This is a genomic window from Paenibacillus xylanilyticus (assembly GCF_047246825.1).
Classification (GTDB): Bacteria; Bacillota; Bacilli; order Paenibacillales; family Paenibacillaceae; genus Paenibacillus; species Paenibacillus xylanilyticus_B.
Map to the genome: position 1 here is coordinate 1,790,502 of NZ_JBFOLB010000001.1, position 24,207 is coordinate 1,814,708.

Here is a 24,207-nt window from a genome sequence, read left to right on the forward strand (position 1 = left end):
GGGGAATGAATGAATATGAAAGACCAATCTACACAGGTTAAACTTTGGACCACCGACTTTATTTTGCTTATGCTTTGTAACTTCCTGCTTTTCCTGCAGCTGCATATGATTGTTTCTCCACTTCCTTCCTACGTACAGGAACGTTTCCACGCCAATGCTTTTGAAGTCAGCCTATTCACTTGTCTGTTTGCACTTAGTGCAATAGCAGCACGACTGTACTCAGCCAAAGCGCTTGAGAAGGGGCTTCGCAATGCCATGATCTACATCGGCCTGTCTGTAGCCCTGCTGGCTACACTCGGGTATTATTTTGCTGCTGGTATAGCTGTCCTCTTGTTGCTGCGCATGATTTTTGGTGTCGGTTTCGGGATGAGCAGCACGGCTTTCCCAACGATGGCTTCCGACATCATCCCGGTTAAGCGAATGGGAGAAGGGATGGGCTATTTCGGGTTGTCCACCAGCCTTGCCATGTCCATGGGCCCTATCATCGGCGTGACTTTGCTGCAGGGTTCAGGATTCGTAACACTAATGCTATGTACGGCCGGCGTAATTGTCGTTATCTATCCACTCAGTTATTCGTTAACACGCAAGAAAGGCGCCCAATCCCAAGGAGTTTCAGCAGTGCCCGTCGCGAAGGTATCTGGTACTGGTGAGAAGATTCCTTTTAACCGCAAACTGATCTTGCCCAGTCTTCTGAACTGCCTGTTATCTGTTACCTACGGCGGCCTTGTCGGATTCATTGTCTTATATGGTAAAGAGGCCAATCTGTCCAACCCGGCGTTATTTTTCTTGTTTAATGCCTTAGCTGTACTGCTTGTAAGACCGTTTGCCGGTAGATTGTACGACAGCAAGGGACCCAAGGCTCTCCTTATTCCTGGAGCGATTTTCGTTGCTGTCGGGCTGATTATCCTCTCTTTTGCAACGTCCATGCCGATTTTATTTGTAGCAGCATTTATATACGGCATTGGATATGGTTCCATGCAATCTTCACTGCAGACCTGGATGATTCAGATTGTAGCTCCAACCCAGCGCGGGATGGCGAACGGAATGTTCTTGAATACACTTGATTTGGGAATTGCTATGGGAGCTCTGCTGCTTGGAGCTATCGCCTCCATGACGAGCTACACGGATATGTACCGGTATTCTGTCATATTCATGATTGTGTTCTTGCTGGTCTATCTTATTCAAGGTAAACGAAGTGGAACTTTCGCAGTTTCCGTTCATCCGCTGCTTGCTCATACGCATATATCTGCTAAAGATACGGAATCAATGGAACAAACTTCAGACAAATCAGTTGAGAAGAAATAATGCCACCGAATAATCACAATACAAAAAAACGCGTTTGCATGTTGAGAATCTTTGTCTCATAAGCAAGCGCGTTTTTCGTTATATTTTTCACTGTTCAATTAGAATGGACTCTTCTTCCTCCTGATCGGTACCCGTCTAAATTCTCGATTGCCATCAGCATTTTCCCCCTGTTTGCCATGCGTATTTCCTGAGGTCGGCTGATCCCCTTTTTCCGGCTTAACTGCCAGTAACGTAAGCAGACCGCCTATCGCTCCAGAAGCTGCAAGCACAACAAAAAGAATAAAATGCGAAGTGCCAATCAGAAGAGATACAACAGGTGGTCCCAAAGAGACTCCAATAAAACGCATGCTGCTGAATAAAGCTGTAATTGTACCACGCTGCTCTTTGTCAACGCCTTCAGTAATTAGTGCATCCAGACATGGCAGCGTGGCACCAATGCCTGCGCTTCCAAGGGTAAATAATCCTACCACCAGATAGATGTTATCCCACAGCCCCATGATGATCAGGGAAGCCGTCAGAACCACAAGTCCTGCAAAACCTACCCACTTCATGCGCACCTTGTTTTTACCAATCCATTTTCCTGCCAAAAATGATGACAAGCACAAGGCCGCCAGCGGGATTGCAAGAACAAGCCCTTTAAGAACACCTTTCAGCTTGAACTCAGATTCCAATGTCTCTGACAAATAAAACAGCACGCCAAAAATAACAAACATGCAAATTCCACCAATGGCAAACAGTGCATAAAGCCAGCGTCCTTTTTCTTTGAGCACTTTCCGAACTGAAGAAACAAACTCGGAAAATGTCGGTGGCTTTTCCTTTTTCTTAGGCGTTTTCACAAGGAAAATGACGAGGACAACTGAAAGCAAGCAGAGCACCGGTATCGCCATAAATGGCAAGTACCAGAGCCACACAGCCAGAGCTGCTCCCAAAATGGGACTTAATACTTTACCGAACGTATTCGACGTTTCGATAATACCCAAGCTCTTGCTGACCTCCTTCTCGTCATCAAACATGTCGCCAACGAGTGGAATTACGATGGGGAAGGCTCCTGCTGCCCCTATCCCCTGCAGTAACCTCCCACCGAGAATGGTCCAGTATGCCGTGCTTCCGTCCAGCATTAACGCTGCTCCACCTGCGACTGCGCCCCCAGCTGCAGCGATGATAAGGCTCGGTATGATGACCGCTTTTCGTCCAAATCGATCCGATAAATACCCCGCAATCGGAATAAGCAGGATTGCAACAACGGCGTAGACCGTAATAAGCATGCTTACTTTGAATGAGGAGACTTTCAGTTCACGCTCAATCTGCGGAAGGATCGGAATGAGCATGGAGTTGCCCAAGGTCATAATCAACGGGATGGAAGCGAGTGCGACGAGGTCCCACTTTTTATCTTTCATACCTTAACCACCTTTACGAGATCGGAAAACAACAATGTTATTGTGGGTTGTTCGTCAAATGATTATACGGGATATGTAAAAAAGTTCAGTTCCGCGCATGAAAAAAACCGTTCCCGGATTCTAGAATCAGGAACGGCCTTTGCTCTTAGCATGGATTGAATTGAAGCATATGCTGCCACTTTGGAATCAATTTTAACATTTTAAACAAAATTGTTGTATGGCTGCGCCACCCTTGAACACAATATATAACTGATCCAAATCCTGCTCAGGTTGTTCGAGCGAACATTGTACAGTCGTCCAGAAGATGTCCGAGTCAGTTTGGTCCGATGTGGAGTCAGAGACGCCAATAGGTACAGGACACAGGCCAAGAAGCGGTCCATCCGGGCTTTCAGAACGAATCTGCAGTTCACCATCTTCACCGAAAGCGGCTACCCGTGCCTCAAATGTATGAGCTCCTTGTGTCCCATTGTTCAGGAAACCAATCCAGGATGGCTGACTTTCCCTATACAGCGGCTCTCCAGGAACAATGGCCCGAACTGCAGATCGTCCTTCCAGGCATTCATCTAGAAGCATACCTGCATGCTCATCGTAATTCTCTGCAAAGGTTGGCATGTCCAACTGGCGAGCAGGTATAACCTCACCTTCAATATGAATCTCAGCTGTCTGGCGGATGTCCGCCGAGGAGCGTCCAGCCATAATGGACCAGGTTGCCGTCTCCACGCAATATCTGTCACGCGTGACGTCCCAGAAGGATAGCTTTGGTATAGGGATTTCAAAAGAAACCGACTTGGCCGCACCGGATGCAAGATGAATGCGCTGAAAGCCAATTAATTGCTTCAAAGGCCGTTTCACTCGGGACGTTTGCGGGTGTCCGTAGAGCTGCACGACTTCATCGCTCGCATATTCTCCTGTATTTCGGACTTGTACTTCAACCTTCAACACATCATCTCCGCTTAGTCCGGATATTTCCTGAACGCTAATGTTTTCATACTCAAATTCAGAATAAGTCAGACCATGACCAAAAGGATACAAAACCGGACCCTCATGGTACATATATGTTGTACCGTTGTTGATAATATCGTAATCCATGATATCGGCAAGCTGAGACTCATCCTCATACCATGTCATGTTCAGTCTACCTGCCGGAGCATATGCACCAAGCAGCACATCTGCAACCGCATTTCCGAGTTCTTGGCCTGCATGGGTTAAATATACGATGGCTGGAGCTATGTCTTTTAACTCCTGCAATGCAAACGGATAACTTCCGACAATAACTACGACGGTATTCGGATTAACCTTGCATACCTCTTTTACCAGACGGACCTGCTCGTACGGGAGTGTAAGACCTGGCCGATCTATTTCTTCCTTGCCATTAATGTAAGGACTGTTACCAACGACGACAACAGACAGATCACTTGCCCGGGCAGCATCTACTGCCCGCTCAACACCACTGGTTTCAATGTGTTTCACTAACGACACCGGCTCTTTCGACCCAATTACCGAGCTGCTTGCTTTTGAGGTATCTGCTCCATCCTCTGCTTGCTGAACAACTGGTGTCAAAACAAGTTTGCCTTGCTGTTCGGCCAAGCCCAATGGATTCCCATTCCACGATCGCAGTATGCTGCTGTCATCCTTCTGAGGATCGAATTGCACAATTTCCTTCACGAACCATCCACCGATCTCCGGTGCATTCGCCTGATATGTGCCTTGCTCAGTTAACGTAAGATAACGATTATTCTTCACACTTCGTAATGTATGGCTGCCCCAGCCCCAATCCTGATGTACGAATTCGGCCATCTCTGCCCTGCCTTCCGGAACAGCAATAAGTGTTCCTTCAGCGCCGAGAGTTAATACCTGCCCTTCCGTAGTCTTGAAGCTAACACGATCATTCCCGTCTTCATGAAGAACCTCTGCATTAGTCAATCGACTCCGCAGGCCATCCAGTACCGTTACCCGGTACGGAAGCGTGCCGCTATACCAATCGGTATATACTGCATCTGCGAGAGGTCCAATTACACTGACCTTGCGAAGCGCATCGGATTTTAATGGAAGCAAACCTTCATTTTTCAGCAATACGATGGACTCTGTCGCAGCTCGATAACTTAATTTGGCATGCTCCGGCGCGCACAGAACAGACTCCGGTATGGATGCATAGGGGTTGAGGCCTGTCCGATCCAGTTGTCCAAGACGCATGCGAACACCAAAAATGTTCCGAATGGCCCGGTCCAGATCCTCCTCCTTCAGTAAATCGCGTTCAAGGGCCTCTTGTAATGCGGAGATCACCAAATCTACTTCATCTGTGAGGCAATCCACGCCTGCCTTCAAGGCACCTGCTGCAGATTCTGCATGCGTCGCATGATATCCATGATAGTTTACGGTCTGGGAGAGATCTCCTCCGTCACAGACGATAAAACCTGGCATAGCCCATTCACCCTTAACCACATCGTTTACATAAGGGCTCTCAATCGCTGGAGTGCCGTTAATGGAATTGTACGCTGTCATCATGGATAAGGCTCCACCCTCAACAAACGGTGTCTCGAATGCCTTTAGGTAATATTCACGCAAATTTCGTGGGTCGATGCTGGAAGAACAGTTGAGCCGATCTTTTTCATTATTGTTGGCAAAAAAGTGCTTCAGCGTAGCTACCATTTTCAGATAGAATGAATGATTCCCCTGCATGCCTTGGACGAGAGCTGCCGACATTTCCCCCGTTAGCAACGGGTCTTCACCATACCCTTCTTCCGTTCTGCCCCACCGGGGATCACGCTCCAAATCGACGGTTGGTGCCCATAGGGTCAATCCGTGACGCTCAGGCTCACGATGGTGGTATGCTCTGGCTTCGTCCCCAATAACAGAACCAATCTCACGCATGAGTGACGTATTCCATGTACTGGAGAGTCCGAGCGGCTGCGGAAACACAGTCGCCTCCCCTTTCCAGGCCACCCCGTGAGCAGCCTCGCCTCCAACGTTATATGCAGGAATCCCCAGCCGCGGGACTGCTGCTTCGCGTGTAGGAATTAAGCTGATCTTCTCTTCTATCGTCAACCGTGAAATTAAGTCATCCAATCTTTTTTCCAGCGGCAATGCTGCATCCCACATTGGGTATTGTTCATATTCCTTCATACTTATCCCTCCCGATTATTGGTATGGTTCAAGCATCATCTTCCATTGCTCCATAAGATCCAGCGTGCGCTGACGAAATCTCTGCCCATCCTGAGGCTGATCGACCTGATATTCGTGGACATACGCATTAAAGTAAGAGGACAAGATTCGATAGGCAAGCCGGCGTGCGAGTCCCTTATCAGACATATCGAGAGCTTGGCCGTATCCCTTATGGAATGCTGGTGGCGCTGTGGACAGGATGGCTTCAAACTCCCTATCGGCAAACATGGACCGATCTCCATCAATGATCGCGGCAATACTCAAGGCCCCATTTTTCTCATGAATCAATACGTTTGCTTCCCACAGATCATTATGGACAAGTACGGGAACGGTCACCTCATCGAATAATTCGCTGTGATTTCGGAACATGCTCGTTATCTGTTCACCAACACCAGGCATATATCCGACCCGCTCCGCTTTGTACGCTGTTTCTTCAGCAAAAGCAATCAGTACCTCGGACCAGCGATCCGATCCTTTCATCGTACCGTCACCTTGCGGCCAGCCGAATGAGATTCCCTCAATCCGGTGCATGGCAGCGGTATACTCACCGAGTTGACGATAGAGCTTCTCTTTCTCGGACAATGAGATTGACGAATGATCCAGCTGCCTGCTGGGGATAAACTCCATAAACATGTACGTTCTCGGAATGACCGAACCACTGTCATCACAAACAATGACGTTTGGAGCAGGAATTCCTGCCTTTTGATATTTCTCATAAACCACAGGCTCAGCTGCCATCATCTTGCGTTCAAAGGAGAATAATGGATCATCCTTATCCCCCAATAACGGGTCTGTCCCTTCAGGTGCCAAGCGTAAAATGACATCCGAATAATCTGCATGTTCCAGTTGAATCCGGTAGGTTGTATTAAAAAGTCCGCCTTGCAAAAGAGCATGTCCCTTTACTTTGGTAGCGGTTCCAAAATTTTTCTCCACCAGTAGATGTAACATCTCGGTTGTAATAGCCCGGTGTAGGCCGGTAAAAAGTGTGCTCAAATTCTTTCAATCTCCTGTCTACTTCTGTCTCTCATCAATCATACTATGATTGACTCACTGTAACCACATTTACCTGCCTGAATTGGAGACAAACAGACGGCACCTTGCGGTACCGTCCTCTGAGTCATCCATTCAAATTACAGTTGAATTGTAAGCGAGCTTGTGCCTGCTGCTGCAGTTACAACGATGCCCTGTTCACCAGCCGCCTGGGATCCACCCTCGACACTGGATACACTTTCTACACCGCGAAGTACCAGGTTCCATGGCTTGCCTGCACCTTCAGCACGTACCTCCAGAATAGATCCATTGCGGGTTACGTTCACAACCAGTTCCTGTTCAGCCTGTTGATTCACAACAACCGCTTGCGCAGTGTTGCCATCAGCGAGCTCGAACAAGTGCAGGGAAACGTCATTTGCAAAATCATAATCCGGTTTGCTATTGGTCGCACCCACTGCAATCAAACTGTTTGGTTTGATCATCATTGGCAAGGTGCGGAAGTTGTGATTCTCACGTACAAAACGACCGCCTTGAACTTTATCACCTGTCAGGAAGTTAGTCCACGTTCCTTCTGGCAAGTAGTAAGTTACATCGCCTTCCTTATTGAAGATCGGCGCAACAAGAATCGAATCACCAAACATGTATTGAGTATCCAGGCTATATGTTGCAGGATCTTCTGGGAATTCCAGCACCATAGCGCGCATCATCGGAATGCCTTTCACAGTCGATTCCTGAGCAGAATTGTAAAGGTATGGCATCAGGCTGTTTTTGAGTTTAGTGAAGTCACGAACAACGTCCACGGATTCCTCATCAAAGAGCCAAGGCACACGATACGAAGTACTTCCGTGTAGACGGCTGTGAGAAGACAACAGACCGAATTGTACCCAGCGTTTGTAAACGTCAGGGGTTGCTGTATTTTCAAATCCGCTGATATCATGACTCCAGAAGCCGAAACCGGAAAGTCCGAGCGACAAGCCGCCGCGAAGCGATTCAGCCATGGATTCGTAAGTAGAAGAGCAGTCTCCGCCCCAGTGAACCGGGAACTGTTGACCACCTGCTGTTGCCGAGCGTGCAAACAAGGCAGCTTCATTCTTGCCAATCTTCTCTTCAAGCAATTCAAATACAGCTTTGTTATACAGATGTGTATAGTAGTTGTGCATTTTAACCGGATCAGAGCCGTCAAAGTATACAACATCTGTTGGAATTCTTTCGCCGAAGTCCGTTTTGAATGAATCAACGCCTTGATCAAGAAGTACTTCCAGCTTGCTCTTATACCATTTAACGGCGTCCGGATTTGTGAAATCAACCAGAGCCATACCTGCTTGCCACATATCCCATTGCCATACGCTGCCATCCGCTGTTTTTACCAGATAACCGTTCTCCATACCTTCATCAAACAAGTAGGATTTTTCAGCAATATATGGGTTGATCCAAGCACAGATTTTTAGGCCTTTGTCTTTCAAACGGCGAATCATGCCTTCCGGATCCGGGAACATCGCTTCATCCCATACGAAATCAGACCATTGGTATTCCTTCATCCAGAAGCAGTCAAAGTGGAATACGGAAAGCGGAAGATCACGTTCAGCCATACCATCTACGAAATGGTTAACCGTTGCTTCATCATAATCTGTTGTGAATGATGTTGTCAGCCACAGACCAAACGTCCATGCCGGCGGAAGCGCTGGTTTGCCTGTTAATTTAGTATAATTATCAAGTACATCCTTCGGATTGTCACCGCCGATAATGAAGTATTCCAAACTCTCTCCTTCTACGCTGAACTGCACTTTAGATACATTCTCAGATGCAATTTCATACGATACGCGTTCAGGATGGTTTACAAATACGCCATATCCTTTGCTGGACAGATAGAAAGGAATATTCTTATATGACTGTTCACTGCTTGTACCGCCGTCTTCATTCCAAGTGTCAACCACTTGGCCATTCTTAACAAACGGCGTGAAGCGCTCGCCGAGACCGTAAACGTATTCACCAACGCCTAGATCAAGCTGCTCGCGGAAGTACGCTTCTTTACTCGGACCTGTAATATATCCAGCCGCTCTTTGGCCGCTGCCTGTAATCCGTTTTCCTCCATACAGGAAGTTGACGTCCCAGCCCTTCGTTTTGTCGATTTGAACTTCCAGATTGCCGCTTTTCAAAACAGCACCTTGTTCATCTTGCGAGATGTCAACATTCACATCTTGATGGTTGAGTTCAAATTCAGGCCCTTTTTTCACTTTTCCCTTATGGTGATTCAAGGTTACACGAATAACGTTAGGCATAGGTGAGCTGTACGTTGCTTTAAGCAATGTACCGTTCAAAGTGTCGCCCTTGGTGCGAATATATTTAGTTGCCGCATATACGGTCAAAGAATCGCCTTTTTGCACAATATCACGAATGTCAGTCGGGTTTTGAATTTGGTATCCTTCACGAGTCATCCAGAATCCATCAGTAAATTTCATGTTTTCTTTCCCCCTTCGGTTATACTATAATAATATTGATATTAATCATGGTTTTCTTCCGATATTTTGACCAAATATATCACGATTTTGATATTTTCTGCCCGATTCTTAAACAAGATCACCAATCTATGGAAACGATTACATTAATAATAACACCAAAGGAGACACTTCTATGGAACGTGAACGATTACGCGAAGACCGAATTCACGGCAATGCGATGTATCCAGTCAGTGTTTACCCGGATATCGAACAATTAAATGGAGACAGCATTCTGGATTGCCACTGGCATGATGAGATGGAATTCACCATGGTGACCCAGGGCAGCGCAGTGTTCCAGATTGACATGAATACGGTTGAGGTGAAAGCCGGGGAAGCGATATTTATCAACCGCGGCGAAATTCATGCAGGATATTTAAAAGGTGATGTCCCCTGCGTTTTTTCGTCCATCGTGTTCAGCCCGGAGCTGCTGGGCAGCCGGACCTTTGATGCCGTGCAGGAGAAATTTATAGGTCCGCTCGTTCACAAGAAACTCATTCCTCCTTTTCATATGAAGCCAGAGGATGACTGGGGGCAGGAAATCCTTTCGCACCTCAAACGGATTTTTGCGGATCACGCCGCTGGTTCAGATACCTGTGAAATGACAACAAAAGCCTGCCTGTACCTCATCTTTGCCCGAATGTTTGATCATATGCGCCCTGCCCGGCTCAAAGGAACTGTTCCGACAGGCAGCCATGACAAGGTGGAGCGTCTCAAATCCGTGCTTGGTTATATCCATAAACGCTACCCCGAGCCCCTGAAGCTGAAGGAGCTTGCGGATGAGGCCAATATGAGTGAAGGGCACTTCTGCCGTTTTTTCAAGCAAATGGTTCAAAAAAGTCCTGTCGACTACATTAACTACTACCGTGTGCAGCAGGCCTGTTACCAGCTCGAGAACACCGATCACAAAATTGTGGACATCGCCATGGATGTCGGTTTCGAACACTTAAGCTATTTCATCACAACGTTCAAAAAACACAAAAACACCACCCCCTCACAATACCGGAAAATGTTCTATGAAAAAGTGGCGATGGAGCCTGCCCTAATATAAAGGAAAGAAGGTGCTGACAGCGGATAAGCTGTAAAAGCACCTTCTTCATTTTTACGGCATGCAGCCCTTGATTCAGTTTAGATTATCTCAACGTCTTCCAGGAAGAGTATTCATGTACAGAGAAACCGTTGAATGCAGAGTGCTCTCCGGCCAACTTCTCCACCAGCTTAAGCTGAGACTCCATATACGCGGACCCTTCTTCATAAAACGTAATGAATTCCCCTTCCTTACTCTGCTTTGTCTCCACGGCAATGGATATCGATTTGCCCAGCAGGGATGCTTCAGCAAGCTCGTCTTTCGCCACACTATAGATTGCAGCGGCTGTATCCCGGTAAGCCATAATGGTAATGGAATCAAACTTCCGGATCATCCAGCTGCTCACCGCCATCGTTGAACCCGGGATTTTGTAGTTATCCAGCCAGAACGGCAGATCTGCTGCTACGGGCATATTCATCAGTGCTGCACGGTCAACGATATACTGAACATTCCCCTGCCACTGTGTTATTACACTTGCCTGATTGGTTTTCCACTCCGGATGAACATGTGGTTCAATATCGAGGTGAATCCCTGCAAATTTCTCGTTAGGTTCTACCTGATTCTGATAAGCTTCAATCCAGTCGAGGAAACTTGCAATTTGCTCTCTGCTTTCGGACAGCCCCCAAGCCGCCCTTCCATCCATTACATCGACAGCGATATTATAAGCTCTGGCCTTGCGAATAAAGTCCGTATAGTATGGAATCTTTACGTCTCGATTGATCTGCAAATAGATCGTGTTGATATCGTGATCCACGGCGAATTTCAGAACCTCTTGTGGATTGCTCTCAATCTGAGTGGTATCCCATACCCAAGTGGCTCTAATTGGTCCTTCCACATTGCCATGAATGGATTCATAACTTTCTACAGAACCCTGCGCAATGGTCTTGGATGAGAACGTGACACCTGCAATCAGGACCAAACAACTGATGATTTTAATAAAGTGTAATCCCCGCTTGCTTTGCATATTTGTACACTCCCCTTGTGTTTTACCGCTCCCTCGTCGAAACCTGGAAGAAAATCTATCGTTTTCTATTCATTTTATGAATCAGATGAACAATTCGTTTATGCATATTGCTTTCATATGCAATATCATCTTCTGGACTCACGACGAAAGAATCATATAAGATTATTTCGGGTATTCACACTTCTGTATTCATAGTTCTAAAGTCTTAATTATTAAAATATTTTTAATCATTGCAATCTTTCCCCACGACTTCTGTCGTTATTGCCATATGAAAATGACCAACAGAAGGCCTAGGAAGCGTTTTCTCAAGGAAAAGCAAAAAGAAGCCGCTTTGGAGAGCGACTTCTTTTTGCTTTTCAATCTGGTTCTATTTATTCTCTGTGGATATCTGTATAGGATCCCACCCAAGATCAGCAGAAACGTATGATCATTTTATGTTCCGGCAGGTGTATTGGAGATATGCTCAGCTGTCTGATCAAACAAAGACACCAGTTCAATGCCGTCTGCCGAGATACGTACCAGTCCCTTGTCGGATAAACGAAGCTCAGGAATGACAACCAGAGCAAGCAGGGAAAGTGTCATAAATGCATTATTCAGCGTACAGCCTGCCGATTGCAGCGCTTCGCTGATGGCAGCAGATTGCATGGCGACCTCTTCAAATGACTCTGTGGACATCAAGCCTGCGATCCGAAGCGGAAACTCGGTTGCTTTATCACCTGCAAGCACAGCGACTCCACCTTGCATGCGAATCACCCGGTTACCGGCATCAGCCATCAATGCCTCATCATTACCGATAATCAGAAGGTTGTGACTATCATGCGCAACGGTCATTGCTATGGCTGCCGGACGCGTAAAGCCAATACCGCCCACAAGGGCAACCGCCTTGTTCCCGGTTTGTTTGTGCCGTTCCAGCACAGCGATTTTGCAGATATCCCCTGTCGTGGAGACAACGACTTTGCCGTTCTGTACCGCAACAGGAACATGCTTCTCCTTCGTATCTACATGGTTCTCCGTCACATGAATGATTTTGGCTCCGATGGTCCCCTCCGTAATTGGCGCAGCCAGTTCCATATCCTTGGGCTGAATGTTGGCTTCCAGTTTCACCGTATTCAGCGCCTCTTCCGGATAAGTGAAGCTGTCCCATACGGCAGTCATCTTCCCATTCTCCGCAACAACATGCCCGGCAGCAATGGTCAAGCCTACACGTACATCTGCAAGTCGGCCATCCAGCAAAATAATGTCGGCTATATTGCCCGGAATGACTGCACCAATATCACGTGCCACACCAAAACGTTCAGCTGTGTTAATCGTAGCCATCTGGAAGGCCGTCACCGGTTTGACGCCCTGCGAAATGGCCAGACGAACAACAAAGTCCATATGTCCTTCTTTGAGTAGCGATTCAGAGCTCCGATCATCGGTCACCAGCATCATCCGGCGGGTATCCAGCCCCAGTTCGGTACAGGCTTTAATCGTTTCGGCAACGTCATGCCACGCCGATCCCTGACGCATTTTGGCATACATGCCGAGCCGCAGACGCTCCACAACATCTTCCTTGGTTACACATTCATGATCTCCGGTGACACCACTTGCTGCATAAGCGGGTAAACGCCAGTCGTCCGCTGCCCAGGTAAAGTGACCGTCTGCCACCTTGCCAGCTCGGAGTGTGGCCTGGATTTCTCCGATCATCGTTTCATCGCCGTATACGACACCCGGGAAGTTCATAACTTCTCCAAGCCCAATCATGTCCGGTCCCCAGGAGAGGGCTTCAGCCACTTCCTCAGGTCCAATGTAAGCCCCCGTCGTTTCCAGCCCAGGATGTGTGGAAGGCACGCAGGAAGCCACCTGCATATAGGCAGCCATCGGTGTGGTCCGCGCTTCGTCCAGCATCAGTCGCAGACCTTTAAGTCCGAGTACGTTGGAAATCTCATGCGGATCAAAAAAACCACCTGTTGTACCCGAAGGCAGTACAGCTCTCGCAAACTCTGTCACCTTCATTTGTGTGCTTTCGATATGACAGTGTCCATCCAGCAGCCCTGGAGCAATGTACTTGCCCTCCGCTTCGATGATGCGTGTATGTTCTCCAATGGTGTGGCTTACATCCTTGCCAACATAGGCAATCCGTGCACCCTGTACTGCAACAGACATATCAGGCAAAATTTCTCCCGAGATGACATTAACCAGCGTCCCGCCCCGAATGACCAATGTCGCCTTCAAATCTCCACGTGCTGTTGCCACCAGATCAGGTACGCAATCTGCCATTAATGGCCGTTCAAAAGATGGTTTGTTCATGCCACTGCCTCCTTCATTCAGTAAACGATCCCAAAAAAAATATATTGTTACGATTATATGAGTACACACTGCCTGTGTAAAGAAAATTTACATCAATTGTGTCTGAAAACAAATTCATGCTCGAAAATTATCCATTGAACCTAACCCATCCAAACACATGTCAGGAATGGTTATCCAGTGCTCTCATTCGGTTCATCCAGGTCCAACCTTATCACATATAGAAAGACCCCCGTCCAAGGGACGGAAGTCTTCTCCTATACAAGTATCACCCTGTTAATCCGCTTGAGCCGCAGAGACATTGCCCATGGCATATAATTCTTGTGGCTGTGATGTAATGAACGGACTTGGTTTTCCGAGGCTGTACACGTGCAGTAAATGCATCGCTCGGGTACACGCCGTATAGAACAGCTTGCGTTCGTGCTCCTGCGCATATTGTCCGGCAGAACCGTCATAGATCAGTACCGCATCAAACTCCACGCCTTTTGCAAGGTAGGCCGGTATGACATGTACACCCCGCTCAAAGGCAAGCGTTGTTTTTTTGATCAGCTTTGGTGCGGCAGGCAGAACCTGACTGAGTGCCTCATGCACTTCCTTGCTCTCTTCTGCTGTTTTACAGATGACTGCAACCGATTCATACCCTTCCTTAATCAGGTGAGTCAGATCCGCTGTAATCTTATTCATATGCTCCTGAACATCGGATGTCACAATAACACTCGGCTTTTCGCCGCTGCGGTTGAATGGAATGATCTCTTCCCCACCTGGGACCATCCCCCGTGTGAATTCCACAATTTCCTGCGTTGAACGGTAGCTTCGCGTGAGCTCAATCACTTCGGTATTTTCCGGTCCATACAGGTTCGTCAGCGGTCCAGTACCACTGAGCACCGAAGAATGGGCATAAATCGCCTGATTAAAATCACCCAAAGCGGTTATTTTTGCCCGTGGAAACAGTCTTTTCATGAAGGCCAGTTGAAATGCGGAATAATCCTGCGCCTCGTCAATGATCACATGACGAATATTCGAGTTGATATGGAATCCAAGCAGCAGCTCCCGCAAATACAGATAAGGTGTAATATCCTCATAAGCGAGTTCCTGCACTTTCATTCGGCGAAGGGTCATGCTGCAGATTTCTTCCCAGTGGGCAGGCAGTGCCTCGTCTTCCAGAAGACGAAGCATCTGTGCCTGGTCTTGGAACAAATGCGCGTATAACTGACGAATATCGACGAATCGCAGGGACTTGATCCATTTGCGCAAAGGCTTCAGTCGATCACTGACCACCATCCGGGCCAGGATCTCCCTTTCCTGCTGAAAATCATCGAACGTATCCGATTTCCCTTTTTGTTTGCGCTTCAGGCGCTGATAAGCTCGCTGCAGGTCTTCCGGTTCCATCAGATCCAACTGCTGATCTACCCAAGGGGCCTCCAATTCACTTTTGCCAAAGGCAGACAATTCTTTCAGCATCCAGTCCCGCAGCATCTCCAGTCGATTCACCAGCTTGACAGATGATCCGAAACTGTAGAATTTCTCAGCCATTGCCTCTGCTGTTACAACCGCTTGCCCCTGGAAGCGTACCGGTTTGAACTTCATGCCTTCCGACATCAGGCTATCCTTGAAACGCGTAATGACTCTGAGGAACGACTCGGATGATTTGAAGCGAACGCCTGACATGCGTGCGGTGTATCCTGGATCTTCCGTATTGGAAAGAACATATTCGAGCTGAATGAATGGATCTTCAAGCTGGTATTCGCGGCCAAGACGACGTTCCAAGTACTCCTGAAACGTCGTTTGCAGCATGTTTTCCTCCCCCAGCTCAGGCAGTACAGTGGATACGTAACTGTTGAACATCGGGTTTGGTGAAAAGAGCACCATCTGATCGGCCTGCAAATGCTCGCGGTACTTGTATAAAAGATAGGCTACACGTTGAAGTGCAGCTGATGTTTTGCCACTGCCAGCCGCGCCCTGCACAATCAGCATGCGGGTGCGGTCATTGCGAATGATTCGGTTCTGCTCTTTCTGAATCGTCGCCACGATGCTTTTCATCTGTGCATCCGATGTCCGGCTCAGCACCGCCTGTAACAGCTCATCCCCAATCGTAACCCCGGTATCAAACATAAATCGGATGCGTCCGTCCCGAATGACAAACTGCCGTTTCATTTCGATATCGCCGCTGATTTCACCGCTCGGTGTATGATAAGTTATCGGACCCGGTGCACCATCGTAATACAAATTGGATATCGGTGCCCGCCAGTCGTAGACAAGAAAGGATTCTTCCTTCTCATCCAGCAGGGAGGCAATTCCCAGATAAATGCGCTCTGCTTGCGGATAACCGTCTTCCTTAAAATCAATGCGTCCAAAATAGGGCGAGTGATGCAATCGTTTCATCTTGTCGAGAGCCGCTGCTGTATTTAAATGACTGCGTTCACGATCAGACAGGACCTGCGATTGCTGCCGCATGCTGGTGGATGTTTCCCCAACGTCATCTGCTTCACTGAAGTTCATGGTGACCTCGTCCCAGAAGTCTTTTCTCATCTCCACAACTTCATCCCGGAAGGAACCCACCTCTTCTTCCAACTCGGTTATTTTCCGCTCGATCTGATCGGTTACTGTATTGACCCGCTGCTGCTCCTCACTCCATTGCTGGTCTGTACTCATATGTTAATACGCCCCTCTTTCCCCGGATTGTGTCCTCAAAAGCCCATTTGACAAGCCCGAAAAGGCTATGGTATAATTAATTAGAAAGTAAACATTTTAATTTTATGTTAATTAGTTCTAATTTTCTGAAAACCATTTTTTATTGTACCAGTGACAGCGTCCCGATGCAAGCGGAGGCGTTTTTTGTTGTTTCTAATTTAAATATTGCTGTAATCCATCAAACAGACCTCTTTATTATTACCCTCCAATTGGATGAATATAGGTATAATTGTTTTTTCTACTGACGCAATTCTGCAATCGTCTCTTTCCATCGGATTATGGATGCCGTCTCATCTTTTAATTGAAATGTGATTCCTGACGTAATATCTGCATACGGAGCGCGATCCACACGCACGCTTACCACTCGAGCCTCATACCGATCTCTTGGATGAATGGCTTCCTTTAACTTGGGAAGTGCACCAATATCCAAGCGAACATATAACAGCATATGGTCATGTACTGCAATCAAGGTAGCCTTGCCTGTTCTGTTCATATTCATACTTGTCTGCGTTCCCGGCCATAGAGCGAGTCTGAGCGTATCCGGACTGATGGCAATGATCTCACCCATGCTTATCATGGCCTGATGCGGCCATCCATCTTCTGACACGGTCAATAGCTGCATTGCATCATGCTGTTTCCCCTCTAACTGATTACCACTCAGCCATTCAACTAGTTCTGGATCAAGTTGTTTTACATTCATATCATTCTACCTCGGTTCATTAAAATGGTCTTTATTCGTTATGTATACAAAACAACCCGGACACAGTTGTCCGGGCTGCACGTTGTCATTCTATTGTATATGATGGAGAAGCCTGCATGCAATTGGCGTTACGGCCATTTGAGCCAATTCAGAATTTTATCCTGTGACTCATGGTCTTCACTTGAACTATGCACATGTTCGGCAAGCCTGTTGAGACGTTCCAATTGATATCCGTAATCATAAATCGCTGCAGCAACGATCGACAGTCTCAGCATACCTTCCTGATCGACATCAAACTGGGATATGGCTTGTTCCATGAATCGATCATTATCCAAAATAAACTGTGCAGCTTCTTCGCCGTTCGGCTTCAATTTGTCCTCAAACTTGAGCAGTGCGTGCTCGTGGAATTTAATGACCAGTTCCAGATGCGTATCAAAAAATTGGTCCATTTCCGGTGTCCGCTGTGCCTGGAAATAATGTCGTTCCACGGAATCCAGCACATCATACCCTTTTTGCAGACTCAGCAGCATTTGTTTATATACGACCATCTGCCGGGTCTCGCTGAATTTGGAACGCTTCATCTTCTTCTGTTCTTCTTCGAACAGATTGTATTTATCCGACAGCGATTTAATGGAACCGCCCAGATTGCCCTTCTCATCCCTGAAAACAACTTCCTTGATTTCATCCGAGATGGACGTGCGTAACAGCAGCGACATGCTGTTGAACACATTCTGGATCTGCTTCACGAACTGTACCTTGGGCTTGGGCGGAAACACCGTGATATTGATGAGAAACGCAGATACAATACCGACAAGTGTCAGCAGAAACCGATTTAATGCAAAGTGCCAGTCACCTGAAGCTTCCATAATGGAAACAACCGTGACCAGGGTCAGCCCTACCGTCTCACCCATGTTCAATTTAAGACAAATCATGATAACAAGTACGATAATTAATCCAACAGCGATCGGCTCATTGGACAGTACCATCCCGCCCAACAGGGCGACAATAGCTCCAAGGGTAGTCGTTTGCAACTGATCCAGGAAATATTTCCATGAGCGATAAATAGATGGCTGCATCGCAAAGATGGCAGCTATGGCAGCCGGTACCGGTGACTGCGGATTCAAAAACATGCTCAGGTACAGAGCAAGCGTTACCGCAATCCCTGTCTTAAGCACGCGTGCTCCAAACGACACGGTAACCCCTCCTTACCTGTACTTTCAATTCGGTATAACTTATTAATAATCATTATTACCCCGTATTTCTTTTTTTGTTAAATTATTTTGATCCAATTTTTCCACTTTTTCATCCATTAACGATAACAGCAGCCCCTTTGTATGTTCCACAGCCATGTAACTTCATCATAAATTTTATCAGAACGACTTATTTTACCACGGACGCTCTGTGGTTTCCATGTGATTCCTCATAATGTTCAGTTCACACGATCACATCACCTGTTTTCTCGAAAAAGAAAAAAAGCAAACCTTTGGAATGTGGTATTCACCACGCCAAAAGTTTGCCCATTTATGGTTGTCATGTGCAACTTAATCCTGCCTAACGATCTGTTCCTTCCCATTCCCGTTTGAACTGTTCCACGAATTCCACCATAAATGCATGGCGCTGCTCTGCCAGTTCTTTGCCATAGGACGTATTCATGAGGTCCTTAAGCTTAAAGAGCTTCTCGTAAAAATGATTAATTGTCGTGCTGCGTCCATTCCGATATTCCTCCCGGGTCATCTGATCCCGCGGCGGAAGGGAGGGATCATACATTTCACGTCCTCGCGCTCCCGCAAAAGCAAACGTGCGTGCGATACCAATGGCACCAAGCGCATCCAGCCGATCTGCATCCTGGACGACTTGCGCTTCCAGCGAAGATACGGCTGGACGCTGTCCTCCCGCATAGGAGATCGTGCTGATGATGTTGACGACAGCTTCACGGGTGCCTGGCTCAAGCTGCTGCTGATCCAGCCACCCGTGAAGCTTCTCCATCCCGGCTTCCAGACTTTCGTTCAGCTTCTCATCCGGCACATCATGAAGCAGTGCAGCGAGCTCACAGACAAATGGATCTGCTCCTATTCGATGGGCAAGCTCAACAGCAAGTGCAGTCACCCGTTCGATATGCGGCCAGTCGTGTCCGTCTGTATGCTTTGATACATCTCCCTGTACAAAGGCTCGAGCGGCACGAAGGACAGCCTCTCCAGCAGATGTACCATCTATTTGTTCAAGAGTTCCAGATGCGTTCGTTGCTCGATTGGAGTTGTCGTCCACGATTACACTTCCCCACTTTCTCGGGCCTGTTCACGCGGAACACGCCGAGCTACACCCGTTCTCACCGCTGCTTCAACCACACGCTTACGGATCGATTTGACCACTTTATCATTGAATACACTTGGAATGATATAATAGCGCGTGCGTTCTTCATCCGAGACGGCAGAAGCAATCGCCTTGGCCGCAGCCAGTTTCATCTCTTCATTAATTTCAGTCGCACGGCAATCCAGAACAGCCCTGAAGATCCCCGGGAAACAGAGCACGTTATTGATCTGATTCGGATAATCCGAACGGCCGGTAGCCATGACAGCCACGATGTCCTCTACCACGGCAGGCATAATTTCCGGTACCGGGTTCGCCATAGCAAATACGATTGGGTCGTTAGCCATGGACTGCACATCCTCCCGGGTTAACAGATTACCACGCGATAAACCGATAAAAACATCCGCTCCGCGAATGACATCCCGCAGTGAACCTGACTCCAGTTCCGGATTGGTACGGGCGGCATAATCACTCCAAACCTCATTCTCATAGGTCTGCGTCCGTACTAGCGCTCCCTCGCGGTCAACACCAATCAGCCGACTGGCTCCAGCCGACAGGAGAATATTGCTGCAAGCCACCCCGGCTGCGCCAATGCCGCAGACGACAATTTTCACATCCGTAATGGATTTACCTACAAGTTTAAGTGCATTAATCAGACCCGCATATAAAACAACGGCGGTACCATGCTGGTCATCATGGAACACCGGAATATCCAGCTCCTCATTCAGGCGGCGTTCGATTTCGAAGCAACGCGGAGATGAAATATCCTCCAGATTGATGCCGCCAAAGGCTGGTGATATCGCTTTCACCGTACGAATGATCTCTTCGGTATCCTGTGTATCCAGACAGATGGGGAACGCATCCACACCTGCAAACTGTTTAAACAACATCGCTTTTCCTTCCATAACTGGCATGGCTGCTCGAGGCCCAATGTTCCCCAGTCCAAGCACTGCACTGCCATCGGATACAACGGCTACCGTGTTCCGCTTGATGGTTAGCGAAAATGCCTTTCCGGGCTCATCCGCAATCGCTGAACATACCCGAGCCACATCCGGTGTATACACACGTGACAGGTCTTCCCGGTTATGAATCGGCGTTTTGGGAGTGACTTCGATTTTGCCGCCAAGGTGCAGCAGGAACGTACGGTCAGATACGTTAACAATGGATACCCCTCTAAGCTGGCGGACCGCTTCTACAATTTTGCTGTTATCCTGTGCATCCGTTACCGCAACCGTCAAGTCGCGCACACTCACATCCTGATTGGTCGAAATCACGTCGATGGCAATGATGTCTCCCCCAGCTTCCGAGATGGCCGAAGCCACTTCGCCGAACTTGATATCTTTCGTTGTCATTTCCAGCCGAATAATAATGCTGTTGCCGTCTAGATTTCTCTGATTCATTCCAATTCCTCCCAGACTGAAAGTCTTGAGTTGCACGTTACCTGTTTCTCTTCGCTGCACATGCACTCTTTTCCTTTATCTTGTCCAGAAAAAGTGACAATCGTTACGATACTCCGCACAAAAAAAGGCCACCCCGCACGTCAGGTTATGACGTTTAGGACAGCCTATATCTTCTTTTGTTATTTTCGATCAGCGGTTCTTCTCAGGACACGGATGTCATAAGGCTGCAAATCCAAATGGGCATTTACTTTATCGCTATGAAGCAAATCAGTGTAAGACCGGTTGTCCAGCTCCACTTGCTTGGTTTCCGGCGTATAGTTCTGAACAAATACGTAATCCAATGTACCATCTGTACGCAGATGCGCAGTAACTCCTGCAGGCAGTTTGGTTTCCAGCGCACGTTCAATCCCAAGGTCTACAATGAGCTGGCCATAGAAATCGTCATAGAACGGTGCTGTAAAACGTGTTGCAATATAATACGCTTTGCCCGCTCCCAATCGGTTAACCGTTAACGCAGGTCGTCCGGCATAGAAGTCGGAACGATAGGTTGCCAGGGCTTCCGCACCTTCCAGATGAATCAGGTCACATAATTCGATTGCATCGTACTCAGCTTGCAGTTTCAGCTCATTCCCACTTACGGGGATTGCCCCGTTCTGGTCCCGATCGTGCAGCCCGTCGATTTCTTCAGACCAGATCCCAAGCGTTTTGCGCAGTGGGCCAGGGAAGCCTCCCAGGAAGCATAGATCATTCTCGTTGACGATTCCTGACCAATAGGTTGCGACGAATGTTCCTCCATTTTCGACAAATCGTTCAATACGTTCGCCTACACCTTCACGCACAAGATAGAGCATCGGTGCGATCAGCAATTTGTACTTGGAAAGATCGGCATCCATGTCGATGACATCCACAGGTACTCCTTTTTTCCAAAACGCATCATAATGCCATTCCACGGTTTGCTCATATTTCACACAAATATTGCGTGGTCCCTGGGAATCCTTCACCGCCCAGCGATTCTCCCAGTCGAAGATGATGGCCACTTCTGCCGGAACAGATGTGCCAACCACAGCTTCCATTCCTTCGAGAGCTGTACCCACGTCCGTCACATCCTTGAACACACGGGTGTGTTCATGTCCAACATGATCCACTACAGCTCCGTGCAGCTTCTCACTGGAGCCCCTGCTCTTTCTCCATTGGAAGTACTGCACACTGTCTGAACCATGTGCTACCGCTTGAAGCGAAGACAGCAGATGCATGCCTGGACGTTTCAGTTTGCTGGTCTCCTGCCAGTTCGTGGAGCTTGGCGTGCTCTCCATCAGCAGGAACGGCTGCCCGCCTTTGATCGAACGAACAATATCATGCATCATCGCTATTCTGGAAGCCAGTTTGTCTTCCTCATCTGCATCATGCCATGTCGGGTAGCTGTCCCAGGACAGGAAGTCCAGAATGTCGGCAAACTTCCAATAGTTCAATCCTTCATAAAATTCCATCAGATTGGTGGTTACGGGCAGATCCGGATTACTTGCTTTGAGCGGCTTGGTTTCGTGCACGATGAAATCAGCGGTCTGATCCGTAACGAACCGGCGCCAGTCCAGATTCATTGCATGCACTTGTGTTTCTCCATGCGGTGCAGGAGACTCTACCTGACTCCAGTCTGTTACCGTATGGCTCCAGAACGTGGTCCACCATGCATGATTCAACTCATCGAGTGTGCCATATTTATTTTTCACCCAGTCGCGAAAAGCGTCCTGACAATAGTCACAGTGGCAATCTCCGCCGAATTCGTTGGAAATATGCCAGCCAATCACCGCAGGATGCTGCGAATAACGTTCTGCAAGTTTCGTATTGATTGCCGTCACCTTTTCCCGATATACAGGAGAAGTATAACAATGGTTATGACGGAACCCATGCAGGTTGCGCACCCGATTAGCCCCTACACGCAGTACTTCCGGGTACTTGGCCGACATCCACGCAGGCCTTGCACCACTTGGTGTAGCGAGAAATGCGTATATTCCATTCGCAGCAAACCTATCCAAGACACGATCCAGCCATTCAAAGGTGTACACACCTTCCTCGGGTTCTAGCGATACCCATGAAAAGATGCCGATGGACATCACATTGCACTTGGCAAGTTTCATCAAGCGGATATCTTCTTCGAGCACTTCAGGATATTTGAGCCACTGCTCCGGGTTATAATCTGCACCATGCAGCATGCGTGGCACCTTCGTACTAACGGGTGGATATTTATATGTCATGTTTGCATCTCCTTTGCCTATTGCATTTTGTAGCACTCTATTTGATCAATGCCGATCCCTTCAGCGTATCCGTTTTGTTTTCCGAATGTTTACCGGCAGTCAACGCTGTAAACGATTCCAATTTCCGGCCTTTAAAATCAAACATCGTCAGATTGCCCCAGTTGTTCGGATGTCCAACAGACCATTCCGGTTTACTTGGTATCCAGGCAGGTTCCCAATAATAAAAACCCTGACCCAATCCTCCAGGAACTTCGCGAATAATCTGCAGCAGATCCTGAAGATAACGCGTCTGACCTTCCACACTTGCCGGATAACCGGGCAGCAGCAGCTCTTCCTGATTCAGAATCCACTCGTGTTCTTCAGGCTGCTCCAATGTCCATGGATAAGCGGTTTCAACCACATTGATCGGCTTGCCATATCTGGCTGCCAGGTCGTGCAGATTGTCACGCAGCGCGTCCAATGTTCCATGCCACCAAGGGTAATACGAGAGCCCAATGGTATCAAACTCCACGCCCAGTGCTTCAAAGCGGTCATAAAACTTTCTGCTCTCCACGTTATCGCCGCCACGATCAATATGGATCATGATGTTGATATTCGAGTCAACGGATTTAACTGCGGCGATGCCGTACTTGACCAGTCCTGCAAAACGTTCCCACTGCTCGTCGGTGTCGTGCTCTTCACCACTTACTCGCCCTTCATCCCACAACATGCCAGGTGTGATTTCGTTACCCACCTGTACCATATCAGGCAGAGCGTTATTCTCTTGCAAAGTGCGGAGCACATCTGCCGTGTATGTACAAACGGCCCGCTGGAGCTCCTCATAGGACAGATTCTCCCATGCTTTGGGCTTCCACTGGTTGGCCGGATCAGCCCAGCGATCGGAGTAGTGGAAGTCTAGCAGAAACTGCATTCCCTGTTCTTTGATCCGCTTGGCGACTGCCACAGTTCGCTCCAGGTTGCAGAATCCTCCTACTGGATCGTTCCAGATCCGCATCCGTATCGCGTTAGCACCGCCCAGCTTCAGGATCGACAGCAAGTCCTGTTGCTGGCCGTCCGCGTCGCTGTAGCTCCCTCCATGCTGTTCAATTTCATCCATAAAAGACACATCCATTCCAAGAATGAATGGCTTATTCTCCAAGTTGCTCACTTGTTCAACCTCCATTGGATTAGA

Annotated in this window: 15 protein-coding genes; 2 read left to right on the forward strand and 13 right to left on the reverse strand. The window is 47.9% G+C overall.

The annotated features are described in order from the left end of the window. The first annotated feature begins 15 nt into the window (after positions 1-15). Positions 16-1,305, forward strand: coding sequence for an MFS transporter (locus tag AB3N00_RS07745; protein ID WP_413035216.1), 1,290 nt, complete (start codon positions 16-18; stop codon positions 1,303-1,305). Between the two features lie 98 nt (positions 1,306-1,403). On the opposite strand, the gene AB3N00_RS07750 is transcribed toward AB3N00_RS07745, so the two are convergent. The 4 genes from AB3N00_RS07750 to yicI all read right to left on the reverse strand — a co-directional run bounded on the left by AB3N00_RS07750 (position 1,404) and on the right by yicI (position 9,313). After that, a complete protein-coding gene (locus AB3N00_RS07750; RefSeq protein ID WP_413034032.1) occupies positions 1,404-2,702 on the reverse strand; it encodes an MFS transporter in 1,299 nt (432 codons plus the stop codon). Positions 2,703-2,894: 192 nt separating this feature from the next. Continuing rightward, the gene (locus tag AB3N00_RS07755) at positions 2,895-5,825 is read right to left on the reverse strand and encodes a glycoside hydrolase family 3 C-terminal domain-containing protein (RefSeq protein WP_413034033.1); all 2,931 of its coding nucleotides are present in this window, start codon (positions 5,823-5,825) and stop codon (positions 2,895-2,897) included. Positions 5,826-5,840: 15 nt separating this feature from the next. Further along, positions 5,841-6,857, reverse strand: a complete 1,017-nt coding sequence (locus AB3N00_RS07760) for a phosphotransferase (protein ID WP_413034034.1) — start codon at positions 6,855-6,857, stop codon at positions 5,841-5,843. Between the two features lie 137 nt (positions 6,858-6,994). Further along, the gene (gene yicI / locus AB3N00_RS07765; RefSeq protein ID WP_413034035.1) at positions 6,995-9,313 is read right to left on the reverse strand and encodes an alpha-xylosidase; all 2,319 of its coding nucleotides are present in this window, start codon (positions 9,311-9,313) and stop codon (positions 6,995-6,997) included. A gap of 172 nt (positions 9,314-9,485) precedes the next feature. On the opposite strand from yicI, the gene AB3N00_RS07770 reads away from it, so the two are divergent. Continuing rightward, positions 9,486-10,400, forward strand: coding sequence for an AraC family transcriptional regulator (locus tag AB3N00_RS07770; RefSeq protein ID WP_413034036.1), 915 nt, complete (start codon positions 9,486-9,488; stop codon positions 10,398-10,400). A gap of 82 nt (positions 10,401-10,482) precedes the next feature. Here AB3N00_RS07770 and AB3N00_RS07775 read toward each other — a convergent pair whose 3' ends face one another. From AB3N00_RS07775 to AB3N00_RS07815, 9 genes are all read right to left on the reverse strand, one after another. After that, positions 10,483-11,400: a hypothetical protein gene (locus AB3N00_RS07775; protein ID WP_413034037.1), complete on the reverse strand. Its 918-nt coding sequence runs from the start codon at positions 11,398-11,400 to the stop codon at positions 10,483-10,485. Positions 11,401-11,832: 432 nt separating this feature from the next. After that, positions 11,833-13,689, reverse strand: coding sequence for an adenine deaminase (gene ade / locus AB3N00_RS07780; protein ID WP_413034038.1), 1,857 nt, complete (start codon positions 13,687-13,689; stop codon positions 11,833-11,835). Between the two features lie 273 nt (positions 13,690-13,962). Next, positions 13,963-16,338, reverse strand: coding sequence for an RNA polymerase recycling motor HelD (helD, locus tag AB3N00_RS07785; RefSeq protein ID WP_413034039.1), 2,376 nt, complete (start codon positions 16,336-16,338; stop codon positions 13,963-13,965). A 277-nt stretch (positions 16,339-16,615) separates the two neighbouring features. Continuing rightward, a complete protein-coding gene (locus tag AB3N00_RS07790; RefSeq protein ID WP_413034040.1) occupies positions 16,616-17,077 on the reverse strand; it encodes a pyridoxamine 5'-phosphate oxidase family protein in 462 nt (153 codons plus the stop codon). Between the two features lie 128 nt (positions 17,078-17,205). Continuing rightward, positions 17,206-18,270: an FUSC family protein gene (locus AB3N00_RS07795; protein ID WP_175399825.1), complete on the reverse strand. Its 1,065-nt coding sequence runs from the start codon at positions 18,268-18,270 to the stop codon at positions 17,206-17,208. Between the two features lie 358 nt (positions 18,271-18,628). Further along, complete coding sequence (locus tag AB3N00_RS07800) at positions 18,629-19,291, reverse strand: HD domain-containing protein (protein WP_413035217.1); 663 nt, start codon at positions 19,289-19,291, stop codon at positions 18,629-18,631. A 53-nt stretch (positions 19,292-19,344) separates the two neighbouring features. Then, on the reverse strand, positions 19,345-20,784 hold the full coding sequence (locus tag AB3N00_RS07805) for an NAD-dependent malic enzyme (protein WP_413034041.1): 1,440 nt from the start codon (positions 20,782-20,784) through the stop codon (positions 19,345-19,347). 179 nt (positions 20,785-20,963) lie between these two features. Next, complete coding sequence (locus tag AB3N00_RS07810) at positions 20,964-23,036, reverse strand: beta-galactosidase (RefSeq protein ID WP_413034042.1); 2,073 nt, start codon at positions 23,034-23,036, stop codon at positions 20,964-20,966. A 37-nt stretch (positions 23,037-23,073) separates the two neighbouring features. Further along, positions 23,074-24,183, reverse strand: a complete 1,110-nt coding sequence (locus AB3N00_RS07815; RefSeq protein WP_413034043.1) for an arabinogalactan endo-beta-1,4-galactanase — start codon at positions 24,181-24,183, stop codon at positions 23,074-23,076. Between the last annotated feature and the right edge of the window lie 24 nt (positions 24,184-24,207).